This is a genomic window from Thiomonas intermedia, assembly GCF_002028405.1.
GTDB lineage: Bacteria > Pseudomonadota > Gammaproteobacteria > Burkholderiales > Burkholderiaceae_C > Thiomonas > Thiomonas intermedia.
The window spans coordinates 191,764-216,053 of record NZ_CP020046.1 but is presented as its reverse complement, the minus strand read 5'-3'; the positions used below and the strand labels follow the sequence as shown (position 1 = coordinate 216,053).

21 protein-coding genes are annotated in these 24,290 nt (G+C 65.8%); 11 read left to right on the top strand and 10 right to left on the bottom strand.

Annotated elements, in window-relative coordinates; all coding sequences use genetic code 11:
* Window positions 1–22: 22 nt before the first annotated feature.
* The 7 genes from BVH73_RS01025 to BVH73_RS00995 form a co-directional block, all read right to left on the bottom strand.
* A complete protein-coding gene (locus tag BVH73_RS01025) occupies window positions 23–1,654 on the bottom strand; it encodes an alpha-D-glucose phosphate-specific phosphoglucomutase (protein ID WP_079415317.1) in 1,632 nt (543 codons plus the stop codon).
* Window positions 1,651–3,807: a glycogen debranching protein GlgX gene (gene glgX, locus BVH73_RS01020; protein ID WP_079415315.1), complete on the bottom strand. Its 2,157-nt coding sequence runs from the start codon at window positions 3,805–3,807 to the stop codon at window positions 1,651–1,653. Before glgX ends, BVH73_RS01025 begins: the two co-directional genes overlap by 4 nt.
* A gap of 9 nt (window positions 3,808–3,816) precedes the next feature.
* Window positions 3,817–6,012, bottom strand: coding sequence for a 1,4-alpha-glucan branching protein GlgB (gene glgB, locus BVH73_RS01015; protein ID WP_079415313.1), 2,196 nt, complete (start codon window positions 6,010–6,012; stop codon window positions 3,817–3,819).
* Window positions 6,013–6,026: 14 nt separating this feature from the next.
* Window positions 6,027–7,550 (bottom strand): 4-alpha-glucanotransferase, encoded by a 1,524-nt coding sequence (gene malQ / locus BVH73_RS01010; RefSeq protein WP_079415311.1) that lies wholly within the window; start codon window positions 7,548–7,550, stop codon window positions 6,027–6,029.
* Window positions 7,551–7,583: 33 nt separating this feature from the next.
* Window positions 7,584–8,273 (bottom strand): 6-phosphogluconolactonase, encoded by a 690-nt coding sequence (gene pgl, locus BVH73_RS01005; RefSeq protein ID WP_079415308.1) that lies wholly within the window; start codon window positions 8,271–8,273, stop codon window positions 7,584–7,586.
* A 3-nt stretch (window positions 8,274–8,276) separates the two neighbouring features.
* Window positions 8,277–9,737, bottom strand: a complete 1,461-nt coding sequence (gene zwf, locus BVH73_RS01000; protein ID WP_079420207.1) for a glucose-6-phosphate dehydrogenase — start codon at window positions 9,735–9,737, stop codon at window positions 8,277–8,279.
* A gap of 249 nt (window positions 9,738–9,986) precedes the next feature.
* On the bottom strand, window positions 9,987–10,493 hold the full coding sequence (locus BVH73_RS00995) for a MaoC family dehydratase (protein WP_079415306.1): 507 nt from the start codon (window positions 10,491–10,493) through the stop codon (window positions 9,987–9,989).
* Window positions 10,494–10,706: 213 nt separating this feature from the next.
* On the opposite strand from BVH73_RS00995, the gene BVH73_RS00990 reads away from it, so the two are divergent.
* From BVH73_RS00990 to BVH73_RS00980, 3 genes are all read left to right on the top strand, one after another.
* Complete coding sequence (locus BVH73_RS00990) at window positions 10,707–11,750, top strand: DUF3034 family protein (RefSeq protein WP_079415304.1); 1,044 nt, start codon at window positions 10,707–10,709, stop codon at window positions 11,748–11,750.
* Between the two features lie 27 nt (window positions 11,751–11,777).
* On the top strand, window positions 11,778–12,233 hold the full coding sequence (locus BVH73_RS00985; RefSeq protein WP_079415302.1) for a group I truncated hemoglobin: 456 nt from the start codon (window positions 11,778–11,780) through the stop codon (window positions 12,231–12,233).
* Between the two features lie 76 nt (window positions 12,234–12,309).
* Window positions 12,310–12,603 (top strand): high-potential iron-sulfur protein, encoded by a 294-nt coding sequence (locus BVH73_RS00980; protein ID WP_079415300.1) that lies wholly within the window; start codon window positions 12,310–12,312, stop codon window positions 12,601–12,603.
* Window positions 12,604–12,676: 73 nt separating this feature from the next.
* On the opposite strand, the gene efp is transcribed toward BVH73_RS00980, so the two are convergent.
* The gene (gene efp / locus BVH73_RS00975) at window positions 12,677–13,231 is read right to left on the bottom strand and encodes an elongation factor P (RefSeq protein ID WP_079415298.1); all 555 of its coding nucleotides are present in this window, start codon (window positions 13,229–13,231) and stop codon (window positions 12,677–12,679) included.
* 35 nt (window positions 13,232–13,266) lie between these two features.
* On the bottom strand, window positions 13,267–14,433 hold the full coding sequence (gene earP / locus BVH73_RS00970) for an elongation factor P maturation arginine rhamnosyltransferase EarP (RefSeq protein WP_079415296.1): 1,167 nt from the start codon (window positions 14,431–14,433) through the stop codon (window positions 13,267–13,269).
* 97 nt (window positions 14,434–14,530) lie between these two features.
* Here earP and BVH73_RS00965 point away from each other — a divergent pair, with 97 nt between their 5' ends.
* Both BVH73_RS00965 and uvrC read left to right on the top strand, forming a co-directional pair.
* Window positions 14,531–15,124, top strand: coding sequence for a uracil-DNA glycosylase (locus BVH73_RS00965; RefSeq protein ID WP_245800375.1), 594 nt, complete (start codon window positions 14,531–14,533; stop codon window positions 15,122–15,124).
* Between the two features lie 5 nt (window positions 15,125–15,129).
* Complete coding sequence (uvrC, locus tag BVH73_RS00960; RefSeq protein ID WP_079415294.1) at window positions 15,130–17,076, top strand: excinuclease ABC subunit UvrC; 1,947 nt, start codon at window positions 15,130–15,132, stop codon at window positions 17,074–17,076.
* Between the two features lie 37 nt (window positions 17,077–17,113).
* On the opposite strand, the gene BVH73_RS00955 is transcribed toward uvrC, so the two are convergent.
* Complete coding sequence (locus BVH73_RS00955; RefSeq protein WP_079415292.1) at window positions 17,114–17,590, bottom strand: hypothetical protein; 477 nt, start codon at window positions 17,588–17,590, stop codon at window positions 17,114–17,116.
* Window positions 17,591–18,076: 486 nt separating this feature from the next.
* Here BVH73_RS00955 and BVH73_RS00950 point away from each other — a divergent pair, with 486 nt between their 5' ends.
* The 6 genes from BVH73_RS00950 (at window position 18,077) to BVH73_RS00925 (ending at window position 24,231) form a co-directional block, all read left to right on the top strand.
* The gene (locus tag BVH73_RS00950; protein WP_079415290.1) at window positions 18,077–19,558 is read left to right on the top strand and encodes a cytochrome ubiquinol oxidase subunit I; all 1,482 of its coding nucleotides are present in this window, start codon (window positions 18,077–18,079) and stop codon (window positions 19,556–19,558) included.
* A 3-nt stretch (window positions 19,559–19,561) separates the two neighbouring features.
* Entirely contained in the window at window positions 19,562–20,806 is a 1,245-nt protein-coding gene (locus BVH73_RS00945) for a hypothetical protein (protein ID WP_079415288.1), read from the top strand.
* Window positions 20,807–20,834: 28 nt separating this feature from the next.
* A complete protein-coding gene (locus tag BVH73_RS00940; protein WP_079415286.1) occupies window positions 20,835–21,152 on the top strand; it encodes a c-type cytochrome in 318 nt (105 codons plus the stop codon).
* 404 nt (window positions 21,153–21,556) lie between these two features.
* Entirely contained in the window at window positions 21,557–22,135 is a 579-nt protein-coding gene (gene pgsA, locus BVH73_RS00935; protein ID WP_079415284.1) for a CDP-diacylglycerol--glycerol-3-phosphate 3-phosphatidyltransferase, read from the top strand.
* 121 nt (window positions 22,136–22,256) lie between these two features.
* Complete coding sequence (locus BVH73_RS00930; protein ID WP_154048512.1) at window positions 22,257–23,108, top strand: DMT family transporter; 852 nt, start codon at window positions 22,257–22,259, stop codon at window positions 23,106–23,108.
* Between the two features lie 19 nt (window positions 23,109–23,127).
* Window positions 23,128–24,231, top strand: a complete 1,104-nt coding sequence (locus tag BVH73_RS00925; protein ID WP_079415280.1) for a tartrate dehydrogenase — start codon at window positions 23,128–23,130, stop codon at window positions 24,229–24,231.
* Window positions 24,232–24,290: the final 59 nt, after the last annotated feature.

The following is a 24,290-nucleotide window of genomic DNA, read 5'->3' as shown; positions in this document are numbered from 1 at the left end:
AAGCTCAGGGCAAAACGCGGGCTTAGGTCATGACGCTGGGGGCATTCATTCCGGTGTGGTGGCGCACCTGGGCCACTTGCTCGGCCAGGGCGATGAGAGGGGCGAGCGCCTCCTGCGCGGGCAGATCGTGGCGTGCCGGGTCGGGCTCGTGGCGTTCCAGGTAGAGGCGCAGCGTCGCGCCTTCGGTGCCCGTGCCCGAGAGCCGGAACACCACGCGCGAACCGCTTTGCAGAATGATGCGCACGCCCTGCTGGCTGCTCACGCTGCCGTCGGTGGGGTCGGTGTAGGCGAAGTCGTCGGCCACGGCCACGGGCTCGCCCGCAAGGGTCTTGCCGGGCAGTTCAGGCAGCGCGGCGCGCAGGTCGCGCATCAGCGCGTCGGCCTGCTCGGTGGGAATGCCTTCATAGTCGTGCCTCGAATACACGCAGCGGCCATGCGCGACCCACAGTTCGCGCACCAGTTGTTCCACCGACTTGCCGGTCACGGCGATGAGGTTGAGCCAGAACAGCACGGCCCACAGGCCGTCTTTCTCGCGGATGTGGTTTGAGCCGGTGCCGTAGCTCTCTTCTCCGCAGAGGGTGACTTGGTCGGCATCGAGCAGATTGCCGAAAAACTTCCAGCCGGTGGGTGTCTCAAAGCAGGCCACGCCCAGCGAGGCGGCAACACGATCGACCGCGGTGGAGGTGGGCATGGAGCGCGCCACGCCCGCCAGCCCCGGCGCGTAGCCCGGAATGCGCGTGGCGTGCGCCGCCAGCACGGCGAGGCTGTCGGAGGGCGAAACCACGAAGTTGCGCCCGACGATCATGTTCCGGTCGGCATCGCCATCGGTGGCGGCGCCCATGTCGGGCGCGTCGGCCGCGGCCATGTGGTCGATGAGATCGGTGGCGTTGACCGGATTGGGATCGGGGTGCAGATCGCCGAAGTCTTCGCGCGGTTCGGCGTTGACCACGGTGCCCTTGGGTGCGCCCAACTCGCCTTCCAGCAGCGCGCGGGCGTAGGGGCCGCCCACGGCCCACATGGTGTCCAGACGCAGGCGGAAGCCGCGGGCGAACAGGGTGCGGATGGCGTCGAAATCGAACAGCTCGCGCTGCACCGCGCAGTAGTCGGCCACCGGGTCGATGATCTCGATCTGCGTGTCCAGCAGCGCATGGGTGCCGGGCGCGTCCAGCGGCAGATCGGGGCTGTCCACCGTGCGGACTTCGGTGATTTCGCGCGAGCGCAGATAGATGGCCTCGGTGACCGACTCGGGCGCCGGGCCGCCGTTGCCGATGTTGTATTTGATGCCGAAGTCGCCTTGCGGCCCGCCGGGGTTGTGACTGGCCGACAGCACGATGCCGCCACTGGCGCCGCGTTTGCGGATGACGGCGCTCATCGCGGGAGTGGAGAGAATGCCGCCCTGGCCCACCAGCACCCGGGCGTAGCCGTGCGCGGCGGCCATGCGCAAGATGGTCTGGAGGGCCACGCGGTTGTAGAAGCGCCCGTCGCCGCCGACCACCAGGGTCTTGCCGCGGGCGTCTCCCAGGACGTTGAACAGCGCCTGCACGAAGTTGTCGAGATAACCCGGCTGCTGGAACACGCTGACCTTCTTGCGCAATCCGGAGGTGCCGGGGCGCTGGCCTTCGAAGGGGTTGGCGGGACGAACGACGAGCTTCATGCCGGTGACTCTCCTGACTGAGTTGAGGCGGGTGGTTCCTGCGCGACGACCCACAGGCTGGTGGGCGGCAGCATCTGCTGCGGGCCCAGCGGTTTCGCGTGGGTTTCGCCCAGGGGCGCGACAAAGCCATTGTCGCTGGACAGTCTAAGAATCCAGTTCCCGGGCCGGAGGGTAAAGGGCACTTCTTGCCCCTCGGCATTGATAAGAATCAGAACCTGCTGCCGTGCCGCTCCGAGCTGCACCATCAGGGCGCCGTGATCGTCGCGCTCCCAGTCGGCGCGCTCCATCGGCTGGCCATCGCTGCGGTACCAGGTGGCGCCAGTTTGCGCAGCGGTGGCGGTGGGGGCCCACCAGTGCAGGCTCTGCAGCACGGGCAGGTCGCGGCGCAGGGCGATGACGCCGCTGACGTAGTCGCGCAGGCCGAGGTCGGCCTGCGCCCAGTCGATCCAGGACGTTGGGTTGTCCTGGCAGTAGGCATTGTTGTTGCCGCGCTGGGTGTGGCCGAGTTCGTCGCCGGCCAGCAGCATCGGAGTGCCCAGGGCGAGCAGCAACACGGCGAGCAGGGCGCGGCTCTGCCGGGCGCGGGCGGTGAGGATGTCGGGCGACTGCGTCGGCCCCTCGACGCCGTTGTTGGTGCTGAGGTTGTGACCGTGACCGTCGCGGTTGTCTTCGCCGTTGGCGTGGTTGTGGCGGTGGGCGTAGCTCACCAGATCGCGCAGGGTGAAACCGTCGTGGGCGGTGATGAAGTTCACGCTGCTGTGCGCGCCGCGCAGCGCGGGGCTGAATACATCGCTCGATCCGGCCAGACGGGTGGCGAATTCGCTCGGGGCGTTTTGATGTTGCAGCCAGAAGCCGCGCTGGGTGTCGCGGAACCGGTCGTTCCACTCCAGCCAACCCGGCGGAAACCCGCCGAGGCGGTAGCCGCCCGGCCCTAGGTCCCAGGGTTCGGCCACGAGCAGGCAGTTGCACAGCATCGGGTCTTGGGAAATGGCGCTGAGAAAGGCGCCGTCGGGCTGGAATTCGTGCGCCAGCCGGGCCGGGCCGCGCGCCAGGGTGCTGGCCAGATCGAAGCGGAAGCCGTCCACGCCGAACTCACCCACCCAGCGGCGCAGACTGTCCATGGCCACGCGCAGCACCAGTGGCTCGTTGAGGTTGACGCTGTTGCCGCAGCCCGTCCAGTCGAGCACCTGCTGCGGCGCCTGGGGGTCGCGGTGGTAGTAGAGCGCGTTGTCGATGCCGCGCATCGACAGGGTGGGACCGCGCGGGTCGAGTTCGGCGGTGTGGTTGTAGACCACGTCGAGAATCACCTCGAGACCCGCGCTATGCAGCGCTTCGACCATGTCGCGGAACTCGCTGCGGGGCGTGCTGCCCGGCGTGCCGCTCCACAGCCGCGTTTCGGGCGCACTCCAGGCGATGGGGGTGTAGCCCCAGTAATTGCTCAGGCCCATCTGCAGCAGCCGGGCCTCGTCGGCGCGAAACGCTACGGGCAGCAGGCTGACGGTGGTGACGCCCAGCGACTTGAGGTGCGCCACGCTGGCCGGGTGCGCCAGACCCGCGTAGCTGCCGCGCAAGGCGGGGGGCACCTCGGCAAGCTGGGCGGTGAAGCCTTTGACGTGCAGTTCGTAGATGACGCGCTGCGCCGGGTCGACGACCGGGCGGGGTGTCTTGAGCGGCGGCAGATCGGCGACCACGCGCGCCTTGAGCGCGGTGGCGGCGTTGTCGCGCGGGTCGGGGCGGTCGGGGTGGGCGGGGTCGTAGCCGAGGTGCAGATCGCTGCCGTCGTAGTGGCCGACCACCTCGCGGGCGCAGGGGTCGAGCAGCAGTTTGGCCGGGTTGAACAAGTGGCCGTCCTTGGGGGACCAGGGGCCGTGCACCCGCCAGCCGTAGATCAGCTGCTGCGCGGTCTTGGCGTCGGCGGGCAGGTGTGCTTGCCAGATGCCGTCGCGCGGGGCGGGCAGGGGCAGGCGCGCGATTTCGGTCTGACCGTCGGGTGCGAACAGGCAGAGTTCGACCGCCTGCGCATGCGGCGCGGCGAGGGCGAAGTGCACGCCGTCGGCCTGCAACTGCGCGCCCAGGCTGCTGGCGCGCGCGGCTTGCAGGCGCGCCAGCGCGAGGGTGGATCGGGGTTTGCCTGCGCGGCGCGGCGTGTTCATGGTCGTCGATCAGGACGCGGGCTTGAGGATGACGCAGGCCAGCGGCGGCAGGCTGAGCTGCAGCGCATGCGCGCGGCCATGCGAGGGCCGGGGCTCGGCTTCGTGCAGCGCCAGCGGCAGCCCGGAGCCGCCGTAGACCGGGTCGTCGGTGTTGATCAAGGCTTCCCAGCGCCCGCCCCGCGGCACGCCGATGCGGTAGTCGGGGCGCGGCGTCGGGGTGAAATTGCACAGCACGACCAGGCTGCCGCCGTCGGCTGCCCTGCGCTCGAAGGCCAGCACCGACTGCGAGGCGTCGTCGTAGGTGATCCAGGCGAAACCGTGGGGGTGATGGTCGCGCTGGTGCAGGGCCGCATGGGCGCGGTAGGTGAGGTTGAGGTCGCGCACCAGCCGCTGCACACCCTGGTTGGGCGCGTGGAGCAGCGCGTCCCAGTCGACGCTGTAGTCGGACTGCCATTCCGGCCCTTGCGCCAATTCGTCGCCCATGAACAGCAGCTTTTTGCCCGGATGGCTGAACATATAGCCGAGGTAGACGCGCAGATTGGCGAACTGCTGCCAGCGGTCGCCGGGCATCTTGGCCAGCAGCGCGCCCTTGCCGTGGACGACCTCGTCGTGCGAAAGCGGCAGCACGAAGTTTTCGTCATAGGCATACATCATGCTGAAGGTCAGCTCGTTGTGGTGGAACTGGCGGTGCACCGGGTCGCGGCGCATGAAGCTCAGCGTGTCGTGCATCCAGCCCATATTCCATTTGTAGTGAAAGCCCAGGCCTCCGCTGCGCAGGTCGGCGCTGGGCGGGCGGCTCACGCCAGGGAAGGCGGTGGACTCTTCGGCCAGGGTGATGGCGCCGGGCCGCTGCACGCCGACGGTGTGGTTCATGCGCCGCAGGAAATCGATGGCTTCGAGGTTTTCGCGCCCGCCGAACTGGTTGGGCACCCACTGTCCGGCGGGGCGGCTGTAGTCGCGATACAGCATGGAGGCCACGGCGTCCACCCGAAGGCCGTCCACGTTGAAGCGCTCCAGCCAGTAAAGGGCGTTGGCCACCAGGTAGTTGCGCACTTCGGTGCGGCCGAAGTTGTAGATCAGGGTGTTCCAGTCGTGGTGGAAGCCTTCCTTCGGATCGGCGTATTCGTAGAGGTGCGTGCCGTCGAAGTTGGCCAGCCCGTGCGGATCGGACGGGAAGTGCGCCGGCACCCAGTCGAGAATCACCGCCAGCCCGGCGGCATGCGCCGCGTCGACGAAAAACTGAAAATCTTCGGGTGTGCCGAAGCGCGCGGTCGGGGCGTAGAGGCTGATGGGCTGATAGCCCCATGAGGCGTCGAAAGGATGTTCGCTGACGGGCAGCAGCTCCAGATGGGTGAAGCCCATGTCGCGGGCGTAGGGCACCAGGGTCTCGGCCAGCTCGCGGTAGCTCAGCCAGCGCCAGCCCTCCATCTTGCGCCAGGAGCCCAGATGCACCTCGTAGATGCTGATGGGCGCATCGAACCCGTTAGCCTGCGCCATGGCGGGGCGCACTGGGTGCAGCGGCGGCAGGCCTTGCACGATGCTGGCGGTGTTGGGCCGCAGCTCGGCGCGGAAGGCCAGGGGGTCTGCCTTCTGCATCATCTCGCCGTGCTGGGTGAGGATGTCGAATTTGTAGAGCGCGCCTCGTCCGACGTTGGGCAGGAACAGCTCCCAGACCCCGCATTCGCGCCGCAGCCGCATGGGGTGGCGGCGGCCGTCCCAGCCGTTGAAATCGCCGATCACCGAAACGCGCCGTGCGTTGGGCGCCCACACGGCAAAGCGCGTGCCGGCCACGCCGAGCAAGTCACCCGGGTGAGCGCCCAGACATTCGTAGGGGCGCAGGTGCGTGCCTTCGGCGAGCAGCCAGGCATCGGTCTCGCCCAGCACCGGCGGGAAGCGGTAGGGGTCTTCGAGATCGACCACCCAGTCCGGGTCGCCGGCGCGCAAGGGCGGCCAGTGCACGCGCAGCAGGTAGTCGAACGCTTTGCGCCGGCGGCCCATGCGGGCGCTGAACACGGCGGTCTCGCCCAGCCGGTCGAGTGTGGCGACGATCTTGCCACTGGTGCGTTCGACGACTTCCACGCCCAGCGCGCCGTGCAGCACCGCGCTGACCCAAAGCCCCGCACCGCGCAGATGCATGCCCAGCACGCCGAACGGATCGTCGTGGCGGCCGTGGTCCAGCGCGGTGATGTCGTGTTCGGTCAGCATGGGCGCGATCCAGTTCAGGTGGGTAGACGGTTGTAGAGCTGGCCGAAGCGCTTGAGCGCCGCAGCATGGGCCGGTTGTACCTGAGCCCAGGTGAAACGCCAGCCCCAGTTGCCCTCTGCCGTGCCGGGCGTATTCATGCGATGGGCGCCATCGAGGCGGAGCACGTCCTGCATGGCGTACAGGGCGATGTCGGCCACGCTGGCGCTGGCCGTGCGCATCAGCGTCCAGGCGATGTCGCCGCCGTCGCAGGCCAGGTATTCGCGCAGGTGGTGGCGCACGCGCTCGGGCGCCTGCGCCCACCAGCCCTCCGAGGTGTCGTTGTCGTGCGTGCCCGGATAGACCACGGTGTCGTGGGTGTAGTTGTGCGGCAGGTAGGCGTTGAGGCCGCCATCGTCCTGCCCCCAGGCGAAGTGCAGGATGCGCATGCCGGGAAAGCCGAATCGCTGGCGCAGCGCGGTGACTTCGGGAGTGATGACGCCGAGGTCTTCGGCGATGATGGGCAGTGGCCCCAGAGCACGGGACACGGCCTCGAACAGCGCCTCGCCCGGCGCCGCAACCCAGCGGCCGCCGACGGCCGTGGGCTGGTCGGCGGGTATTTCCCAGCAGCTCTCGAAACCACGGAAGTGGTCGATGCGGACCCGGTCGACCAGCTCGAAGGTGGCGCGCAGCCGTGCGATCCACCAGGCGTAGCCCTCGGCGGCGTGCGCGCTCCAGCGATAGTGCGGGTTGCCCCAGCGCTGTCCGGTGGCGGAGAAATAGTCGGGCGGCACGCCGGCCACGACGGTGGGCTTGCCCGCGTCGTCGAGCTGGAACAGATCGGGCCGCGCCCACACGTCGGCGCTGTTGAGGGAGATGAAAATGGGCATGTCGCCCACCAGGCTGACGCCCTTGCCGTTCGCGTAGGCCCGCAGCGCCGCCCATTGCCGGAAGAAGCTCCACTGCGCGAACACCCAGAAGTCGATACGCGGGGCGTGCTCGGTTCGGGCCTGCTTCAGTGCCGCAGTCTTGCGTTGCGCGAGTGGGGCATCCCAGGTGCTCCACAGCCGATCACCGAACTGCTCGGACAGGGCCATGAAGAGGGCGTAGTCGTCGAGCCACGCGGCGTGTTCGGCGCGAAAGGCGGCCAGTTCGGCGCGCTCCTGCGGCGTGGACTGCGCCGCGAAGCGCGCGGCGGCGCGGCGCAGCCGTTCCATGCGGAAGGCAATGACCCGGTCGAAGGCCACGCGGTCATCCGCCAGACCTGCCGCGGGGGTGAGATCGTCGGCATCGAGCCAGCCGCGCTGGTGCAATTCGGCCAGGTCGATCAGCAGCACATTGCCGGCGAAGGCCGAACGGCTCATATAGGGCGAGTGGCCCAGGCCGATGTCGCCCAGCGGCAGGAACTGCCAGAGCGATTGTCCCGCGCTCTGCAGCCAGTCGACGAAGTGGTAGGCCGCCGATCCGAGATCGCCGCTGCCGTGGGGGCCGGGAAGGCTGGTGAGGTGCAGCAGCACGCCACTGGCTCGCGTAAAGCGTGAGGCGTTCGGGTTGGAACTCATGGCGCGTGGACGGCGGGCGTCCGCAGAAGAGGGTCAGGGTGTCCAGTAGGCATCGAAAGGGGTCTGCTGCTGTTGAATGAGGTAGCTGATGGGGAGCATCGGTCGCGGGGGGGGCTGACTGGCCTGGGCGTAGACGTCGCGCTTGGACGCGCCGGCGATCGACAGCAGCAAGCGATCGGTGCCCAGCAAGGTCGCCAGACTCAGGCTGATGCGCGCATGCGGCGCGCGCGGCGGTGTCACGGCCAGATAGGGCTGGGCATAGGCGGGGTCGAGCCCGTCGGCCAGTTCGGCGGCATCGGGAAACAGCGACGCCGTGTGGCCGTCGTCGCCCATGCCCAGCAGTGCGGCGGTGAGCGGCTGCCCCAGCGTGCGGAACCGGGTATTGGCGCGGGCCACACATCCCGCCAGGTCGTGCGGAACGTCCACCAGGGGAAGGAAGCGCGCCTGCGCCGCATCGCCCGTCAGCAGATGGGTGCGCACAAGGGCTGCGTTGCTATCGGCGTGATCGGCCGGAACCAGACGTTCGTCCACCAGGGTGATGGTGACACGCGCCCACTCGATAGGCGCCCGTGCCAGGGCCTGAAACAGGGGAATGGGCGAGCGCCCGCCCGAGACGGCCAGCACGGCGCGGCCATAGTGGTCAATTTCCTGCGTGAGCGCGGCGGTGAGCGCACTCACCAGGCGCGCGATCTGGTCCTGCGGAGTTGAGCAGATGTGCAGCATCGTTCACAGTTCCTCATGCCATGATGCGCCGTCGCGCGAGAGCAGGGCGCTGGAGGCGGCTGGTCCCCAGGTGCCTGCGGTGTAGGTTTTGGGCGCCTCGGCGTTGCGCGCCCAGCCCTCCAGGATAGGCTCCACCCAGCGCCAGGCGGCGGTGAGCTCGTCGCGGCGCATGAACAGCCCGAGCTGGCCGCGGATCACATCAAGCAGCAGCCGCTCGTAGGCATCGGCCCGGCGCTTTTGCGCCGTGGCCTCGAAGTCCAGATCGAGCTGCGTGGGATGCAGCCGCATGCCGTCGCCGGGCTCCTTGGCCAGAAAGTGCAGGCTGATGCTCTCCTCGGGCTGCAGCCGGATCACCAGCCGGTTGGCCCCCTGCAGCGCGGTCACGCCGCCGAACAGGTGCAGCGGCACGGCCCGAAAGCTGATGACGATCTCCGCCAGCCGCTCGGCCATGCGCTTGCCCGTGCGCAGGAAGAACGGCACCCCCGCCCAGCGCCAGTTCACCACCTCGGCCTTGAGCGCCACGAAGGTCTCGGTGCGGCTGGCCGCCTCGATGTCGGCTTCCTGCAGATAGCCCCCCACCGGCTGGCCGTCGATGGCGCCCGCGCGGTACTGCCCGCGCACGGTGCGCGCGGCCACATCGGCCTCGGCAAAGGGCTTGAGCGCCTGCAGCACCTTGAGCTTCTCGTCGCGGATGGCGTCGGCCTGCAGGCTGGCCGGGGGCTCCATGGCCACCATGCACAGCAGTTGCAGCAGGTGGTTCTGCACCATGTCGCGCAGCGCGCCGGTCTTGTCGTAGAACTCGCCGCGGCCGCCCACGCCCAGATCCTCGGCGATGGTGATCTGCACGTTGTCCACCCACTCGCGGCGCCACAGCGGCTCGAACAGCACGTTGCCAAAGCGCATGGCCATGAGGTTCTGCACCGATTCCTTGCCCAGGTAGTGGTCGATGCGGTAGAGCTGGTGCTCGGCGAAGGACGGGGCCACGGCGGCGTTGATGGCGTCGGAGGAGGCCAGGTCGTGGCCCAGGGGCTTCTCCAGCACGACGCGCACGCCGGGGTGGTTGAGCCCAACGCGGGCGAGCTCGGCGCAGATCTGGGCGAACAGGGCGGGGGCGGTGGCGAGGTAGCAGACGGTGACGCGCTCGCCGTCCGTGCCCAGCCGCGCGGCCAGGGCGTCAAAGTCTTCGGGGTGCGACGCATCAAGCTTGGCGTACTCGATGCGCTCGATAAAACCGCTCCACGCGGGGGCGTCGAAATCGGCTTTGAGGTGCGGACCGGACTGCGCGCGCACCTGCTCCAGATAGGCCTCGCGGCTGAGTATGCCCCGACCCAGTGCAAAGATGCGCCCCGACGGATGCAAGGTACCGGATTGGTGCGCCTGGAACAGCGCAGGCAGCAGCTTGCGCATGGCCAGATCGCCAGTGCCGCCGAACAACACCATGTCAAACACCGGGGAAGCGCTCATCTTGTGTTCAGCTTGCTTGGGCGTGACCATGAGAAAAATCCAGCTTGAGTGTAAGGACCGGCGTGCGGATCCGTATGGCGCCGCATGCCCCATTCCCGTGAAATTGACGTCGATCACGAAACCGAGCCGTGCGCTAGGGGGGCAGAGCAGACGCGCCCCTTTCACGGCAGGCTGTTCGAGCCGTGTGCAATTTCCTTGCCACCGCCGGATGGTGGGCGGGCGCACGCCGCGCGGCGTGCCGCGACGCGCTTAGCCGGAGGTCGCCGGTGGCGTCTCGGCACCTGGGGATCGGCGCCGGAACATGCCCCAGCCTTTCATGCTCAGCACGCAGTCGCCGTGCTGGTTGAACAGCTCCCAGTGAGACTGGACCAGCCCGACGTCGGGTTTGCTGCGCATGGGGCGGGCGTCCAGAACGGTCATGCGCAGCTTGAGCTCGTCGCCGGGGTGGACTGGCTTCAGCCAGCGCAGCTCGTCCAACCCGGGAGAGCCCAGGCTGGTCGAGCGCAACAGATAGGCGTCGCACATCAGGCGCATGGCCATGCTGCAGGTGTGCCAGCCACTGGCTGCGAGACCGCCGAACAGCGAGTTCCGAGCCGCCTCGTCGTCGACGTGAAAAGGTTGGGGATCGAACTGGCGGGCGAAATCGAGTACGGCTTCGCGGCTGACCTGGGTACTGCCGCATTCGCGTACGGCGCCCGAGGGAAAGTCTTCCCAATACAGCCGGTCGGACGGGGTGGGGGTGTGATCGGTGTTCATGAGCCCATGCTAAACGCGCCGCAGGAGCGATGCATTGGCGTGCTTCGATGCAAAACGTTACATCTTTCTCGGTGTTTTCTGCGGTTTTGCTGAATCCGCCGCTGCGGGGGGCGCGTATGCCCTGCATCGCAGGCGGAAAACGGCAGGGGCCGGATTGCGCTGCGGTCATTTCACGCGCGTGGAATGGAACGTCTGACCATAAGGAGCGAGACCATGAGTGCACATCGTTGGAAGAGAACCCTGGCGGCGACGGCCGTGGCGGGGCTTGGCGTCTGGGGGATGGGCGCGGCGCATGCGCAGGGCAGCCGCTTGCTGGCGACCAGCGGGGTCACCGAGGTGGGCGGCTCCACCGGGGGCGGCATCACCCCCTGGGCCGTGATTGCCGGCTATGACACGGGCGACGAGGTCGGCGGTTCGGTCACGGGCACCTACGTCACCGTGCCCAACTATGGCCTGACCACGCTGGGCGCGGCCGTGGGCATCCACAACCGCTTCGAGATCTCTGTGGCGCACGAGAACCTCAACGTCAATCTTGGCAGCCTGTCCAGTCTGGGTGTGCTGGGCAATCAGCCCGGTGGGTTGGGGGTGGTCAATAGCGGTGGCGTGGCGCCGAGCATCAATCTGGGCAACCAGACCATCAGCATGGATGTGCTGGGCTTGAAGGCGCGGCTGTTTGGCGACTTGATCTACACGCCTTATCCGCAGGTGTCTGTGGGCATCAAGTACAAAAAGAACAACGACTTCGACAGCAACTTCTCGGGCCTTGGACCCATTGGCATTCCCAAATTCCTCGGCGCGGCCAGCGACTCGGGCACCGACTTCTACGTGGCCGCCACCAAGGTCTTCCTCAACGGACTGTTCCACCGGGTGACCCTGGTCAATCTCACCCTGCGCGGCACCAAGGCCAACGCCATGGGTCTGCTGGGTTTTGGCACCAACGCCAACAACGGCATCGCCGGGGCGCTGGGGACCAAGAGCGACGACAGCTATCACGCCGAGCTCGAGGGATCGGCCGCGGTCTTCCTGCGCCCGGACGTGGCCGTGGGCGGCGAGTTTCGCCAGCAGCCTGACAACATGAAGTACCCGATCAATTCCAGCGCGACGGCCATCGGCTCGCCCGGGACGATGAAAGACGTCTTCGTCGCCTACTTCCCGAACAAGAGCCTGTCGCTGACGGCAGCCTATGCCGATCTCGGCCCCTTGCCCTTCCAGGCGAGCAACAAGGGCTTTTACCTCTCGCTTAACGGCACGTTCTGATTCCCACCCCACTCAGGAGAACTTTCGATGAAACTGCAATCCCTTCCGCTGGCGCGCCATCTGGGCGGCGCCGCACTGGCCTGCGCGCTGGCGTTTCCGGCGCTGGCTCATGCCCAGATGGCCTCGGGTCAGACCTTGTATGAGCAGCTGGGCGGCAAACCGGCCATTACCAAGGTCGTGCACGACATGATCGCCAACGTGGCCGCTGACAACCGCATCAATCACTTCTTTGCCAAGACCAATATTCCGCATCTGCAAATGGAGCTGGTCAACCAGGTGTGCGAAGGCACGGGCGGACCCTGCAAGTACACCGGGCTGAGCATGCAGCAGGCGCACAAGGGCATGAATCTGAACACGGCGGATTTCAACGCCCTGGTGGAAGACCTGCAGAAGTCGATGGACAGCAACAACGTGCCCCTGGGCCTGCAGAACCAGTTGCTGGCGATTCTGGCGCCGATGGAACCCGACGTCGTGCACAAGTAAGGCCTACGACGACGGCTCTGAGGCACGGAGCCCCTCGGGACTCCGTGCCGGTATCGCCCCCCCAAGGAGACTTCTCATGGACAACTCGAAATCGCCCCTGGCACTTTCCAACCCTCAGCGGCGTGGTCTGTTGCGCCGTGGCGGCCTGCTGCTCGCCGTGGTTGGCACCGCCGCTCTCGTGCCGGCACAGGCCGACGACGGCATGCTGAGCAAGACGGCCGTGCACTATCAGGACGGCCCGCACGGCGGCCAGCATTGCAGTGATTGCGCCTACTTCATCCCGGGTCAATCGGCCACGGACAGCGGGGCTTGCCGTCTGGTCGCGGGAACCATCTTCCCCAAGGGGTGGTGCGAGCGGTTCTCGTCGTAAGGCGAGGCAGGAACAACAAAGCCGCCCTCGGGCGGCTTGGTCGGTGCGACTAGATCGACGCGGTTGTCTGGTTTCAGACGCGGCTGCGGTATTCGCCCGTTCGGGTGTCGATCTCGATCTTGTCGCCAGTGGCCACGAAGATGGGCACGGGCACTTCGAAGCCGGTGGCCAGCTTGGCGGGCTTGAGCACCTTGCCCGAGGTGTCGCCCTTGATGGCGGGTTCGGTGTAGATGATCTCGCGCACCACGGTGGTGGGCATTTCGATGGAGATGGCCTTGCCGTCGTAGAACACCACCTCGACGGCCATGCCGTCTTCCAGGTAGTTCAGGCTGTCGCCCATATTGTCTTTTTCGACTTCGTACTGGTTGTAGTCGGCGTCCATGAAGACATACATGGGGTCGGCAAAGTAGGAGTAGGTGCACTCCTTGCGCTCCAGCGTGACCGGGTCGAGCTTGTCGTCGGCCTTGTAGACCACTTCGGTGCCGCCGCTGGTGAGCAGGTTCTTGAGCTTCATTTTCACCGTGGCGGCATTGCGGCCGCCCCGGCTGTATTCGGTTTTTTGCACCACCATCGGGTTGTCGCCAACCATGATGACATTACCGGCGCGGATTTCTTGTGCGATCTTCATTGAACAGTCTGTGGGGTTCCAAATAAACGTCCATTCTACCGGGCGGGCGCCAGACTCGGCCGATTGCTGCCAAGTTGCTGGACTTCATCGATGAGCTGGCTGGCCAGGTCGGTCTGGGTTTGCAGGCCGCGCGACCACTTCAGGGCGTGGCGCTGCAGCAGGGGCAGGCTGCCTACGAATTCGAGCCAGGCGGGCGCCAGATCGAGGCCCCGGTTCCAGGCGGTCCAGAAATGCACCACGGTGTCGCGAAGGTCGCTGTCGGCCTCGACCAGGTAGCGGTCGAGGAAGGCATCGAGCTTGCGGTCGTGGGCACTGTCCTCCTGCGGGTAGATATGCCAGACGAACGGCTTCGCGGCCCATTGCGCACGCACGAAAGAGTCCTCGCCCCGCACGATGCAGACGTCGGCGGCCCAGAGCAATTCATCGAATCGCTGCTGCGGGATGTAGGGCAGGGCGTAGATGGTCAAACTGCCGCGCGAGGTGATCTGCCCCGTCTGCAAAGCCATGTCCAGCCAGGTGTTGATCGTCTTCATCACCGGGCCGGGGCAGACCCAGAGCGCCACCGGTCGCTCCGAGGCGGCCATGGTGTTCAGCCAGCCATCGAGCCGCTGGCGGGCATAGCTGAAGAGCAGCACGGTCAGGGCGTGATCGGGGGGCGGAGGCAGGCCGAGCGCGCGCAGGGCGATGCGCCTGGCCGAGGGCTGCATCTGCCAGTTGTCGCGCTGGGCGATCAGGCTGGACTCCCGCAGCAGGCCGCCGGTCTTGCCGGTGAAGCCGGGATAGTAGAAATACTTCATGATGCCCCCGCTTTGCGGCGAGGGCTTGAGGTGATGCAGATCGACCCATTTCTCAGCGCTGAGATGTTCGAGGTTCAGCCAGATCGGCTGCGGGGAGGCTTTGCCGATCTGGGCGATGTAGGCCTCGCTGAGCTGACAGCCGAACATTTCGATGACAACATCGCCCGGCGTGGCCTGGGTCTGGCGTACCCAAGGCACAATCTGCACCCCGGCGATGGTCTGCTCAGGCGTGCGCAGATGAACCTGTGGGGCGATGTGTGAAAACGCCTTGAAGTCGTCCAGGAATAATCGCACCTGTTGCCGATGTTCGGCGACGAGTTGCCGGGCCAGCCGCCAGGTCACGCCAATATCGCCGAGGTTGTCGACGACATGGCAAAACAAATCCCACCGATGTTGGACTTTCATGAATATGCAGGGTGACAACGCACCGATTTCGAGATCTCTGTCTTTTTATGATCCGCATTGTCGTCTGTGCCCACGACTTGCGGCCTTTTTACACCAAGTGAAACGGGAGCATCCCGATTTTGCCTGCCAGCCGGTGGCGCCGTTCGGCCCGCTCGACGCGCCGCTGCTGATCGCGGGTCTGGCGCCCGGTCTGAAGGGCGCCAATGCTTCCGGGCGCCCGTTCACCGGCGATGGTGCCGGGCCGCTGCTGTACGGCACACTCACCGAGCTTGGCCTGGCGACGAGACCCGAGCCGGTACGCATCGGCGACCACCCTTCGACCTTGCGCGCGGCGGACGGGTTGCAGCTCCAAGGGTGCCGGGTCAGCAATGCCGTGAAGTGTCTGCCGCCAGGCAACAAGCCGCTGCCGACGGAAATCCGGACCTGCAATCGTTTCATGGCGGCGGAGATCGCGGCCATGCCGAATCTGCGTGTGATCGTGGCACTGGGCAAGGTGGCGCATGACGCCGTGCTCATGGCGCTGGGGCGCAGGGCGTCGTCGGCGCGCTTCGCCCATGCCGCCGAGCATCGCATCGAAGGCTACACCGTGATCGACAGTTATCACTGCAGCCGATACAACCAGAACACCGGCCGCCTGACGGCCCCGATGTTCCGCGCGGTGTTCGAGCGGGCCGTGCATCTTTTGAGTTGAGCATCATGGCATCCGATCCTTCCGTTCCGGAGCACAGCACGGCGCTGCTAGCGCAGGTCGCGGCGCTGCCACATCTGCCCGGGGTCTATCGCTATTTTTCGGCGGACGGCGCCTTGCTGTATGTGGGCAAGGCGCGCGACCTCCGGCGGCGGGTGTCGAGCTATTTCCAGAAGGATCACGGTGGCACGCGCATCGGACTGATGGTGTCGCGCATCGCACGGCTGGACACGACGGTCACCCGCACCGAAGCCGAGGCCTTGCTGCTCGAGAACAACCTGATCAAGACGCAGCACCCGCGCTACAACATTCTGTTCCGGGACGACAAGTCCTACCCGTACCTGCAGATCACGACGGCGCACGCGTTCCCGCGCGTGGCGTATTACCGCGGCGCGACCGACCGCAGGCAGCAGTATTTCGGGCCTTATCCCAATGCCTGGTCGGTCAAGGAAAGCATTGCGGTCTTGCAGAAGGTGTTTCAGTTGCGCACCTGTGAGGACACGGTGTTCGGCAACCGCAGCAGGCCCTGTCTGCTGCATCAGATCCACCGCTGCACGGCGCCCTGCGTCGGCAAGATCAGCCCCGAGGACTATGCGCGCGACGTGCAGCATGCGGTGCGCTTTCTTCGTGGCGATCATGGTGTGGTGATGGGCGATCTGCAGCTCAGAATGCAATCGCTCTCCGACGCCTGGCGCTTCGAGGAGGCCGCGGTGCTGCGCGACCAGATCGCCGCGCTCTCGGGGGTGCTGCAGCAGCAGAGCATGGAGGTGGGTAGCGCCGAAGACGTGGACATTCTGGCCGTGGCCCTCAAGGGCGGCCGGGCCTGCGTCAACCTGGCCATGGTGCGGGGCGGTCGGCATCTGGGCGATCGCGCCTATTTCCCCAGCCAGGTTCAGGCCGCGCTGGAACTGGAAGACCTGGCAGCAGATGACGACGCGCCGGCAGCCGATGCGGGCCGCAGTGCGGCGCAGAGCGTGCTGCAGGCCTTCGTCGCCCAGCATTACCTGCAGATGACGCCGCCGCCGGTTCTGGTGTGCGATCAGGCGATGGAGGCTGAACTGCTCGATGCGCTGAGCGAGCATGGCGGCCATCGGCTGCAGCAAATCACCCAGCCGCGCGGCCAGCGTCGCGATTGGCTGGACATGGCCCAGAAGGGCGCGCAGATCGCTCTGGCGCGCCTGCTTTCCGAAGAAGGCTCACAGCGTGAGCGGAGCATGGCGCTGGCCCAGGTCCTGGGGCTGGATGCCGTGCAGGCCGAAGGATTGCGGGTCGAGTGTTTCGACATCAGCCATACGGCGGGCGAGGCCACCCAGGCCTCGTGCGTGGTGTACGCCGAACATGCCATGCAGCCGGCACAGTACCGGCGGTTTCGCATCAACGACATCACACCCGGTGACGACTATGCGGCCATGCGCCAGGTGCTCACTCGTCGCTACAAGCGGGTCGCCGAAGCCCTGGCCGTGGACGCCGAGCAGGGCCCCGAGGCCGAAGGCCGCAGCGAAGCGCGGCTTCCCGATCTGGTGCTCGTCGATGGCGGGCGTGGACAAGTGGCGATGGCGCGCGAGGTGTTCACCGAACTGGGCCTGGATCTCGGTGTGATCGTCGGCGTGGAGAAGGGGGAAGGGCGCAAAGTCGGCCTGGAGGAACTGGTGTTCGCCGACGGTCGCGCCAAGCTCACCCTGCCCGCCGACAGCGCCGCGCTCATGCTGGTGGCTCAGATCCGTGACGAAGCGCATCGTTTTGCCATCACCGGCATGCGCGCGGCGCGCGCCAAGGTGCGCACGGGGGGATCGCGGCTGGAAGACATTCCCGGCATCGGCCCCAAGCGACGCGCCAGGCTGCTGGCTCGGTTCGGCGGCATTCGTGGGGTGGAGACCGCGAGCGAGGACGATCTGATGACCGTGGAAGGCATCTCCCGCGAACTCGCCCACGCGCTCTACAAGGCCTTGCATTGAGGCGTTGGCCTTGTCTGCCTCGTTGGCCCTATTTGCCTTATTTCACCGCGCCTTGCCTGTTGTGCAGTGAGGCCTTGTAAAGCGCGATCACTTCCTTGAACTGCTCGGCATTCAGCAGGGTGCGCATCTTGTCCACGCATCCCGCGCGCATGGCGACCAGCGCGGCCTCTTGCTTGCCGATGTCCTCGATCAGGCTCTGGCGCTCCGGCGTGTCGCCCATACCGTTCAACAAGTCCTCGCGCAGCTGCAGCCGGGTCTGGGCGAGCTTGTCTTCTGCGGCCTTGCGCTTGGCCGGGGCGGTCTTGAGCCATTCGGCGAACTGTTCTTGTTGCGCAGCATCGAGTTTGAGCGATTTTTCGTGTTGCTTGATGACGGGAACGAGCGCGATGACAGGCTCGCCCAGGTTGTAGGACGGCCCTTCGGCGGACGCGAACGACACCGGGCCCGCGAAGCTGATCGCCAGCAAGGCGAACTGGGCGGCGCGTTTGAGGCTGAACATGGGGGAGGCAAGCATGACGAACTCCTGTTGGGGCCCAGGCACGATGCATGGGCTGAAAACAGAAATGTAATCATATGTATCAGACTGACTATTGATTACCAGCAAGGGGGACGATTCATGCGGCGAAACGTCGCACCCTCGCGCGCTTGTGCGGTGAAAACGGCCCCAGGCCCGGTGATTCAGAGAGGCCCGGAGCCTTTGCCGATGACCACTTTGACATCAATCAAGGCCGTGACTTGAGCCTCTGCGGAGACGCCCCGTTTCGCGCCTAGGCTCTCAGCTGCCTGCCGCCAAGAGCAGGATCGTCGCGGGGCCGAGCTGACGCTGGCAACACGCTTGATACCCATCGGGTGGATTTGTCATTCAGGGTTTTCCCAGCGGCGTTTTGTCATCTTGTTCCCTGATCTATATCAGTGAATACTGATGAACCGATAAAGATCGGGCGGGCAACGGCACGAAGACCGTGAGCCGCTCATTGACACATTGCTTGAAGGAGTTCGTATGTCAGAGCTGATCGGCCTGTACCCGACGTGGTATGTGCCTCAAATCGGCACGGCCTGGGTGATGGGCATCATCGGCACGATCCACGTGCTGGCGTCCAATACCTCGGTCGGTGCCGCCGTGCTGTTCGCCATGCTGGAGAGCCGGGCGGTTCGGGAGAACAAGCCCGAAATCATGCAGTACATCAAGAAGTACGGCATGTTCCTGCTGGTGTTCTCCTACATCTGGGGATCGGTGACGGGACCCGGGATCTGGTATTCGGTCACCGTGGCCAGTCCGCGCGGCATTTCCGCGCTGATCCACAACTTTGTCTGGGCCTGGGCCACCGAATGGGTGTTCTTCACCGTGGAAGTGATCGGGGTGTACGCCCTGGTCTACACCATCGGCAAGATCGATCCGAAGACGCACCTGAAGATCACCTGGACCTTCGTGGTGAGTTCCATCGCGACCCTGGTGCTCATCGTGGGCATCCTGTCATTCATGATGTGGCCGGGCAATGATCGCTGGTACCTCACGGGCAGCGTGTTCGACGCCTTCTTCAATCTGAACTTCGCCGCGCAATTGGCCGAACGGGCCTTTCTGATGCTGACGTCGGCGGCGGTGGTCGGCACCATCATCGTCGCCGCCATTCCCAAGGGCAACGCGCTGAGGCAGGACGTGGGAAAGACCGTGGCCCAACTGGGCCTGTTCGGCCTGGTCGGCGGCGCGCTGTCGTTCATGTGGTACGTCGCCACGCTCCCGCCGAACGCCCTGGTCATCCTCAAGGATCGCCTGCCGCACTGGTTCGGCTATGTGGACTTCCGCGTGACCACCTTCATTCCGCTGGCGATCACCTCGGTGCTGATCGGCGGCTACCTGCTGTGGGTCTATCTCAAGCCCCAGGCGGTGAGGGTGCCCATGGCGGCCGCGATGGTCGTGATCCTGCTGGTCGCGGGCATCTGGCCGGAGGAGCGCACGCGGGAGAGTCTGCGCAAACCCTGGGTCGCCGGGCAATACATGTATTCCAATCAGATCATCGGCCGCGATGTGCCGGGCCTGGGCATCCAGGATGAAGTGCCCATCATCGCCAAGGAAGGTCTGCTCAAGACGGCCGCGTTCGTACCGGCCGACCTGCGCGTGATCACACCGCAGAACCAGATGGCGGCGGGAAGGCTGCTGGCGGTGATGTCCTGCTCGAACTGTCATTCGATCAACCGCGACGGTCCTCTGCGTCCGCTGCCGCAGTTGCTGCACGGCACGACCGACGTGGCCATGATCCAGGGATTTCTCGCCGGGCCGCTGGCTCACGGCACGGTGCCCTATATGCCGAAGATCGATCTGCCAGCCGATGAACAGAAGGCGCTCGCCACCTTTCTGGCGGCCGTCAACGCAGGCACGGTGGATGCCGAAGGCCATCCGATCGTTCGTGCCGCCGCCCCGGCGCCGCTGCCTACCGCCCTGGCGCAGGCCGCGGCCGTGTCTACCGAAAAAGCAAAGGACTGACTCATGGACAACGCCTCCGTTTCCGCCATGCTGCACGCCTTGCAGGACCCTGCGGGCCTGCCGGCGCCGGCATGGATCTTCCAGTATCTGAACGTCCTGACCTGGTCGTTCCACATCGCATTCGTCAATTTGGCGCTGGGCTCGGGCTTGCTGGCCATCATCGCCTTCATGCGCCGCCAGCAAGCCGCCTGGGCCCGGCTGTCGGTGGCCATGACCGGCGTGGCCAAAGTGGCCGTCTCGATGGCCATTGTGCTGGGCGTGGCGCCGCTGCTGTTCACGCAGACGATTTACGACCCGTCCTGGTACACCAGCAATGTGCTATCGGCCTTCTGGGTGATCTTTTTCATCTTCAGCCTGGGCATCGGCTACACGATGTGGTTCGTGTTTTATTTCAAGAATCACGACGTTTCGCACGCCGCCGAGGCTCCCGATGCGACGGTGTGGTGGGCCACAGGAGCGTTGTCGCTGTTGATTTTCGACGGCTTCATCATGCACGTCCTGTCGTATCAGGGCCTGTTTCCGCAGAAGTGGATGCAGTGGTATGCGCCGCACGGCGTGCCGGTGATGAACGGCATGGGCATTCACGCTTTTGAGCTGCCGCGCTTCGCCTTTTTCATCGTCATGTCACTCACCATGACCGGAGTTTTCCTGCTCGGCTACGCCCGCTACTTCCGGGCGCGTGATGACTTCCCGGCCGACTATCTCGATCTGGCGCATCGCCTCGGGGTGAAGACCGCCTACTGGGGTGTGGCCCTACAACTCATCACCGGCCTGCTGTGGGCGCTCGGGCTGCCGTCTTACATGCAGGTGTTCACCCAACCGCTCTTCTGGCTGACGCTGGTGTTGATCGTGGGCGTGGCCTTGTATGCCCGCCAGGTACCGGTGGGCGGGTCTGCGCTGCAGGCGTATTCAGCCATGGCCTTCTATGCCTTCATGGCCCTGCTCATCTCGGTCGATCGCGAGGCGCTGCGGGTGGCCTATCTGGCGCCGTTTCATTACGACCTGAATTCCAAACCGCACGATGAGTGGGGCGCGGTGTTCTGGTTCTTCGCGACCTTGATCTGCGTGGGCGGTGGACTCGTCACGTTTTATTCGACGCTGCTGTGGAAGGCGGGCAAGGTCAAAGGGCTTTACACCGCCGACCGGATGGTGTCCCGCATCGGAGATGCCGCGGTCTGGATCAACTTCACCTGGCTGGCCGTGTTCTTCGCCATCGGCGTGTGGGCCTATGTGCGCAACGTCGTCTGATGCTTATCTGAATCTGGAACTCTCGATCATGACTTTTCTGAAATCTGTTTTTCTGACGGCCGCTGGCGTGCTGCTTTCTGCGAGCCTGGCTCAGGCCGCGCCGACGGCGGCGTTCAGCGCGAAGTTCGGCGTGTGCTTTGCCTGCCACGGGGTGGATGGCCATGCCATTCTGCCGACCTATCCCAATCTGGCCGGCCAGAACAAGGACTACCTGGTGCAGACGCTGAGGGAGTTTCGTGACGGCACACGCCCGAACCCCGTGATGGGGCCGATGGCCAAGCCGCTGAGCAATTCCGACATCGATCAGGTGGCGATGTATTTCGCGGGCCTTAAAGCCACGAAGTAGCAGGTGCCGGCCGCTCCACCAGGCCGCAGTGCGCTCATGCGCCATGGGCCGTTGGAAGACGGCACCTGGCGCATGAGCTATCAGGGAGCCCGAGTCGGTCAGTCCGAGTGGGAGGATGGCCGCTCGCCTGGTCGGGCAGAGCGCCTGCGGCGTCGCACTCGCCACAAGGTCCAGATCACCAGCGCGATGGCAATGCCGCCGTAGATGTAGAGGAGGAGATCGACATGAGAGGCGAGCCAGCTGACGTTCATTCGAAGCGTTTCCTGCAGGGGGAAAGATCATTCAAGGTATTCACCCTATCATGCCGACCATGGCGACGCCCGGTTCTTCACATGGACCCGCTGGCGGCTGCCAGGTTCCGCGGCTGATGCCGATCCTCGACGCAATCTCCATCCACTCGCTCCATGTCCACACGCGCGCTCAACCTGCCGACGCTGCTCACCTGGGCGCGCGTGGCGGCCATTCCCCTCATCGTCGGGGTGTATTTCCTGCCCGTCGGCTGGATGACGCTGCCCGAGCGCAACCTGACGGCGACCGTTCTGTTCATTCTCAGTGCCATCACCGATTGGCTCGACGGCTATCTGGCGCGCAAGTGGAATCAGACTTCGTCGTTCGGCGCCTTTCTCGACCCGGTGGCCGACAAACTGATGGTCACCGCGGCCCTGCTCATCCTGCTGCAACTCGGTCGGATCGATGCCCTGGTGGCGCTGATCATCATCGGGCGCGAGATCGCCATTTCGGCGTTGCGTGAGTGGATGGCGCAAATCGGTCAGTCGCGACGCGTGGCGGTGAGCTACATCGGCAAGGTGAAGACGGCGGTACAGATGGTGGCCATTCCTTTCCTCCTGTTCGACGGCGTGCTGTTTGGCGCCACCAATACGGTGTGGATCGGTCAATGGCTGATCTGGATAGCGGCTGTGCTCACGCTCTGGTCCATGCTCTATTACTTCCGCATCGCCCTGGCCGGGATGAAGCTGGTATGAAACGGCCCCCTCGCTCGCTGCGCGCGCTCCCCCCGAGGGGGCGTCAGTTCCTTCGGAACGGCCGTGCGGAACTGACGTGAGTGCCACGGTGGCGGGGCCCGCGCCCTTGTTGAAGCGGGTGATGTCCTGGGTGTTCGTCCTGATCTGGAGCACGGGCTTCATCGTGGCTCGCTATGGCATGCCGTATGCGCCTCCCCTGAAATTCCTCAGCCTGCGCTACGCCTTCTCTCTGGCGGTTCTGTTGCCTCTGGTGGCCTGGCTGCGCATTGAGTGGCCCCGCGGGCGCAGGCAATGGCTGCATCTTGCGGTGGTCGGGGCGCTGATGCAGGCGGGCTATCTCGGCGGCGTCTGGGCGGCGGTGAAGCACGGCATTCCCGCGGGCACCGTGGCCTTGATCGTCGGGCTTCAGCCGCTGTTGACCGCGGTGCTGGTTTCAGCCGGTGGCCAGCGCATCCACCCGCGTCAATGGCTGGGCCTGATGCTGGGCTTTGGTGGACTGGCGCTGGTGGTGCTGCACAAGCTCGACGGCGGCGAACTGAGCGCCCACAACCTGATGCTGTCGCTTTTGGCGCTGGGCAGCATCACGGCGGGGACGCTCTGGCAGAAGCGCTATGTCCGTCCGGTAGCGGTGTGGAGCGCGTTGACCGTCCAGCTCGCAGCGGCCCTGTTGCTCAGCCTGCCGTTCGCGCTGATGGAGTCGGAAGCCGTGGTGTGGAGTGGCCAGCTCATCGGCGCCCTGGCCTGGTCGGTGCTGGCGCTGACGGTGGGGGCAGGGGCCTTGCTCTACCTGCTGATTCAGCGCGGCGCCGCGGTGCAAGTGACGAGCCTGATCTATTGGGTTCCTCCGGTGACCGCGCTGATGGGATGGGCCTTGTTTCACGAGACGCTCGGTCTGACGACCTGGGTGGGCATGGCGCTGGTGGCCGCCGGGGTGATCGCCGTGACGCGCCGGGCGCCGCAGCCTCGCGGCTGATCCGACGAGAGGAGATGCGATGACTGAAGCCGTTGATTCACCCCTGTTGCGCATCGCCGTCATGGCGGGCGACGGTATCGGGCAGGAAGTCGTTCCCGAGGGGCTGCGCGTGCTCGACGCCGTTTCTCGACGCCTGGGCATCGAGCTCCAGTTCGATCACTTCGACTTCGCCTCGTGCGCGTATTACGAGCGTCACGGCCAGATGCTGCCCAGTGACTGGAAGGAGCAGATCGGTGGCCACGACGCGCTGTTCTTCGGCGCGGTCGGCTGGCCGCAAACCGTGCCCGATCACGTCTCGCTGTGGGGCTCGCTGCTGCAATTCAGACGCGCGTTCGATCAATACGTCAACCTGCGTCCGGCCAAGTTGATGCCGGGTGTTCGTGCGCCCTTGATCAAGCGCGATGGCGGCACTTACGCCGCAGGTGAAATCGACATGCTGATCGTGCGGGAGAACACCGAAGGCGAGTACTCCAGCATCGGCGGGCGCATGTTTGCCGACACCGAGCGCGAGATCGTCATGCAGGAAACGGTGATGAGCCGTGTCGGAGTCGATCGCGTGCTGCGATACGCCTTCGAGCTGGCGCGCCGACGGCCGCGCAGGCATCTCACCTCCGCGACCAAGTCCAACGGTATCGCCATCATCATGCCCTATTGGGACGAGCGTGTCGAGGCCATCGCAGCCGAGTTCCCGGACGTGACGCGCGACCAGTTTCACATCGACATTCTGACGGCGCATTTCGTGCAGCGTCCGCAGGCCTTTGACGTCGTGGTGGCGAGCAATCTTTTTGGCGACATCCTCTCCGACCTCGGCCCCGCCTGCTGCGGCACCATCGGCCTGGCGCCTTCGGCCAACCTCAACCCTGAGCGCCGCTTCCCGTCGCTGTTCGAGCCGGTGCATGGCTCGGCGCCCGACATCGCGGGACGGGGCATTGCCAATCCCATTGCGCAGATCTGGAGCGCGGCGATGATGCTCGACTTCCTGGGCCGGCGCGATGCGCACGATGCCATCCTGCGGGCGATCGAGACGGTGCTCGACCCCGCCTCCGGCGCACCCCGCACCCCCGATCTCGGCGGGCAGGCGACGACGGCCGATGTCGGGCGGGCGGTGGCGGAGTGCGTCTGAGCGAGGGATTCGGTGGCCGGTGCAGTCTGGGGACGTGGCTAGAATGCAGGCTCTTGCGC

Bases quoted from the DNA above. Each gene is read 5' to 3' on its own strand.
- glgX (WP_079415315.1), bottom strand. From the start codon at position 3,807: ATGAACACGCCGCGCCGCGCAGGCAAACCCCGATCCACCCTCGCGCTG.
- pgsA (WP_079415284.1), top strand. From the start codon at position 21,557: ATGTCCACACGCGCGCTCAACCTGCCGACGCTGCTCACCTGGGCGCGC.
- BVH73_RS00990 (WP_079415304.1), top strand. From the start codon at position 10,707: ATGAGTGCACATCGTTGGAAGAGAACCCTGGCGGCGACGGCCGTGGCG.
- BVH73_RS00985 (WP_079415302.1), top strand. From the start codon at position 11,778: ATGAAACTGCAATCCCTTCCGCTGGCGCGCCATCTGGGCGGCGCCGCA.
- BVH73_RS00980 (WP_079415300.1), top strand. From the start codon at position 12,310: ATGGACAACTCGAAATCGCCCCTGGCACTTTCCAACCCTCAGCGGCGT.
- glgB (WP_079415313.1), bottom strand. From the start codon at position 6,012: ATGCTGACCGAACACGACATCACCGCGCTGGACCACGGCCGCCACGAC.
- BVH73_RS00955 (WP_079415292.1), bottom strand. From the start codon at position 17,590: ATGCTTGCCTCCCCCATGTTCAGCCTCAAACGCGCCGCCCAGTTCGCC.
- BVH73_RS00940 (WP_079415286.1), top strand. From the start codon at position 20,835: ATGACTTTTCTGAAATCTGTTTTTCTGACGGCCGCTGGCGTGCTGCTT.
- malQ (WP_079415311.1), bottom strand. From the start codon at position 7,550: ATGAGTTCCAACCCGAACGCCTCACGCTTTACGCGAGCCAGTGGCGTG.
- BVH73_RS00950 (WP_079415290.1), top strand. From the start codon at position 18,077: ATGTCAGAGCTGATCGGCCTGTACCCGACGTGGTATGTGCCTCAAATC.
- earP (WP_079415296.1), bottom strand. From the start codon at position 14,433: ATGAAAGTCCAACATCGGTGGGATTTGTTTTGCCATGTCGTCGACAAC.
- BVH73_RS00930 (WP_154048512.1), top strand. From the start codon at position 22,257: ATGTCCTGGGTGTTCGTCCTGATCTGGAGCACGGGCTTCATCGTGGCT.
- BVH73_RS00995 (WP_079415306.1), bottom strand. From the start codon at position 10,493: ATGAACACCGATCACACCCCCACCCCGTCCGACCGGCTGTATTGGGAA.
- pgl (WP_079415308.1), bottom strand. From the start codon at position 8,273: ATGCTGCACATCTGCTCAACTCCGCAGGACCAGATCGCGCGCCTGGTG.
- efp (WP_079415298.1), bottom strand. From the start codon at position 13,231: ATGAAGATCGCACAAGAAATCCGCGCCGGTAATGTCATCATGGTTGGC.
- uvrC (WP_079415294.1), top strand. From the start codon at position 15,130: ATGGCATCCGATCCTTCCGTTCCGGAGCACAGCACGGCGCTGCTAGCG.
- BVH73_RS00945 (WP_079415288.1), top strand. From the start codon at position 19,562: ATGGACAACGCCTCCGTTTCCGCCATGCTGCACGCCTTGCAGGACCCT.
- BVH73_RS00925 (WP_079415280.1), top strand. From the start codon at position 23,128: ATGACTGAAGCCGTTGATTCACCCCTGTTGCGCATCGCCGTCATGGCG.
- BVH73_RS01025 (WP_079415317.1), bottom strand. From the start codon at position 1,654: ATGAAGCTCGTCGTTCGTCCCGCCAACCCCTTCGAAGGCCAGCGCCCC.
- zwf (WP_079420207.1), bottom strand. From the start codon at position 9,737: ATGAGCGCTTCCCCGGTGTTTGACATGGTGTTGTTCGGCGGCACTGGC.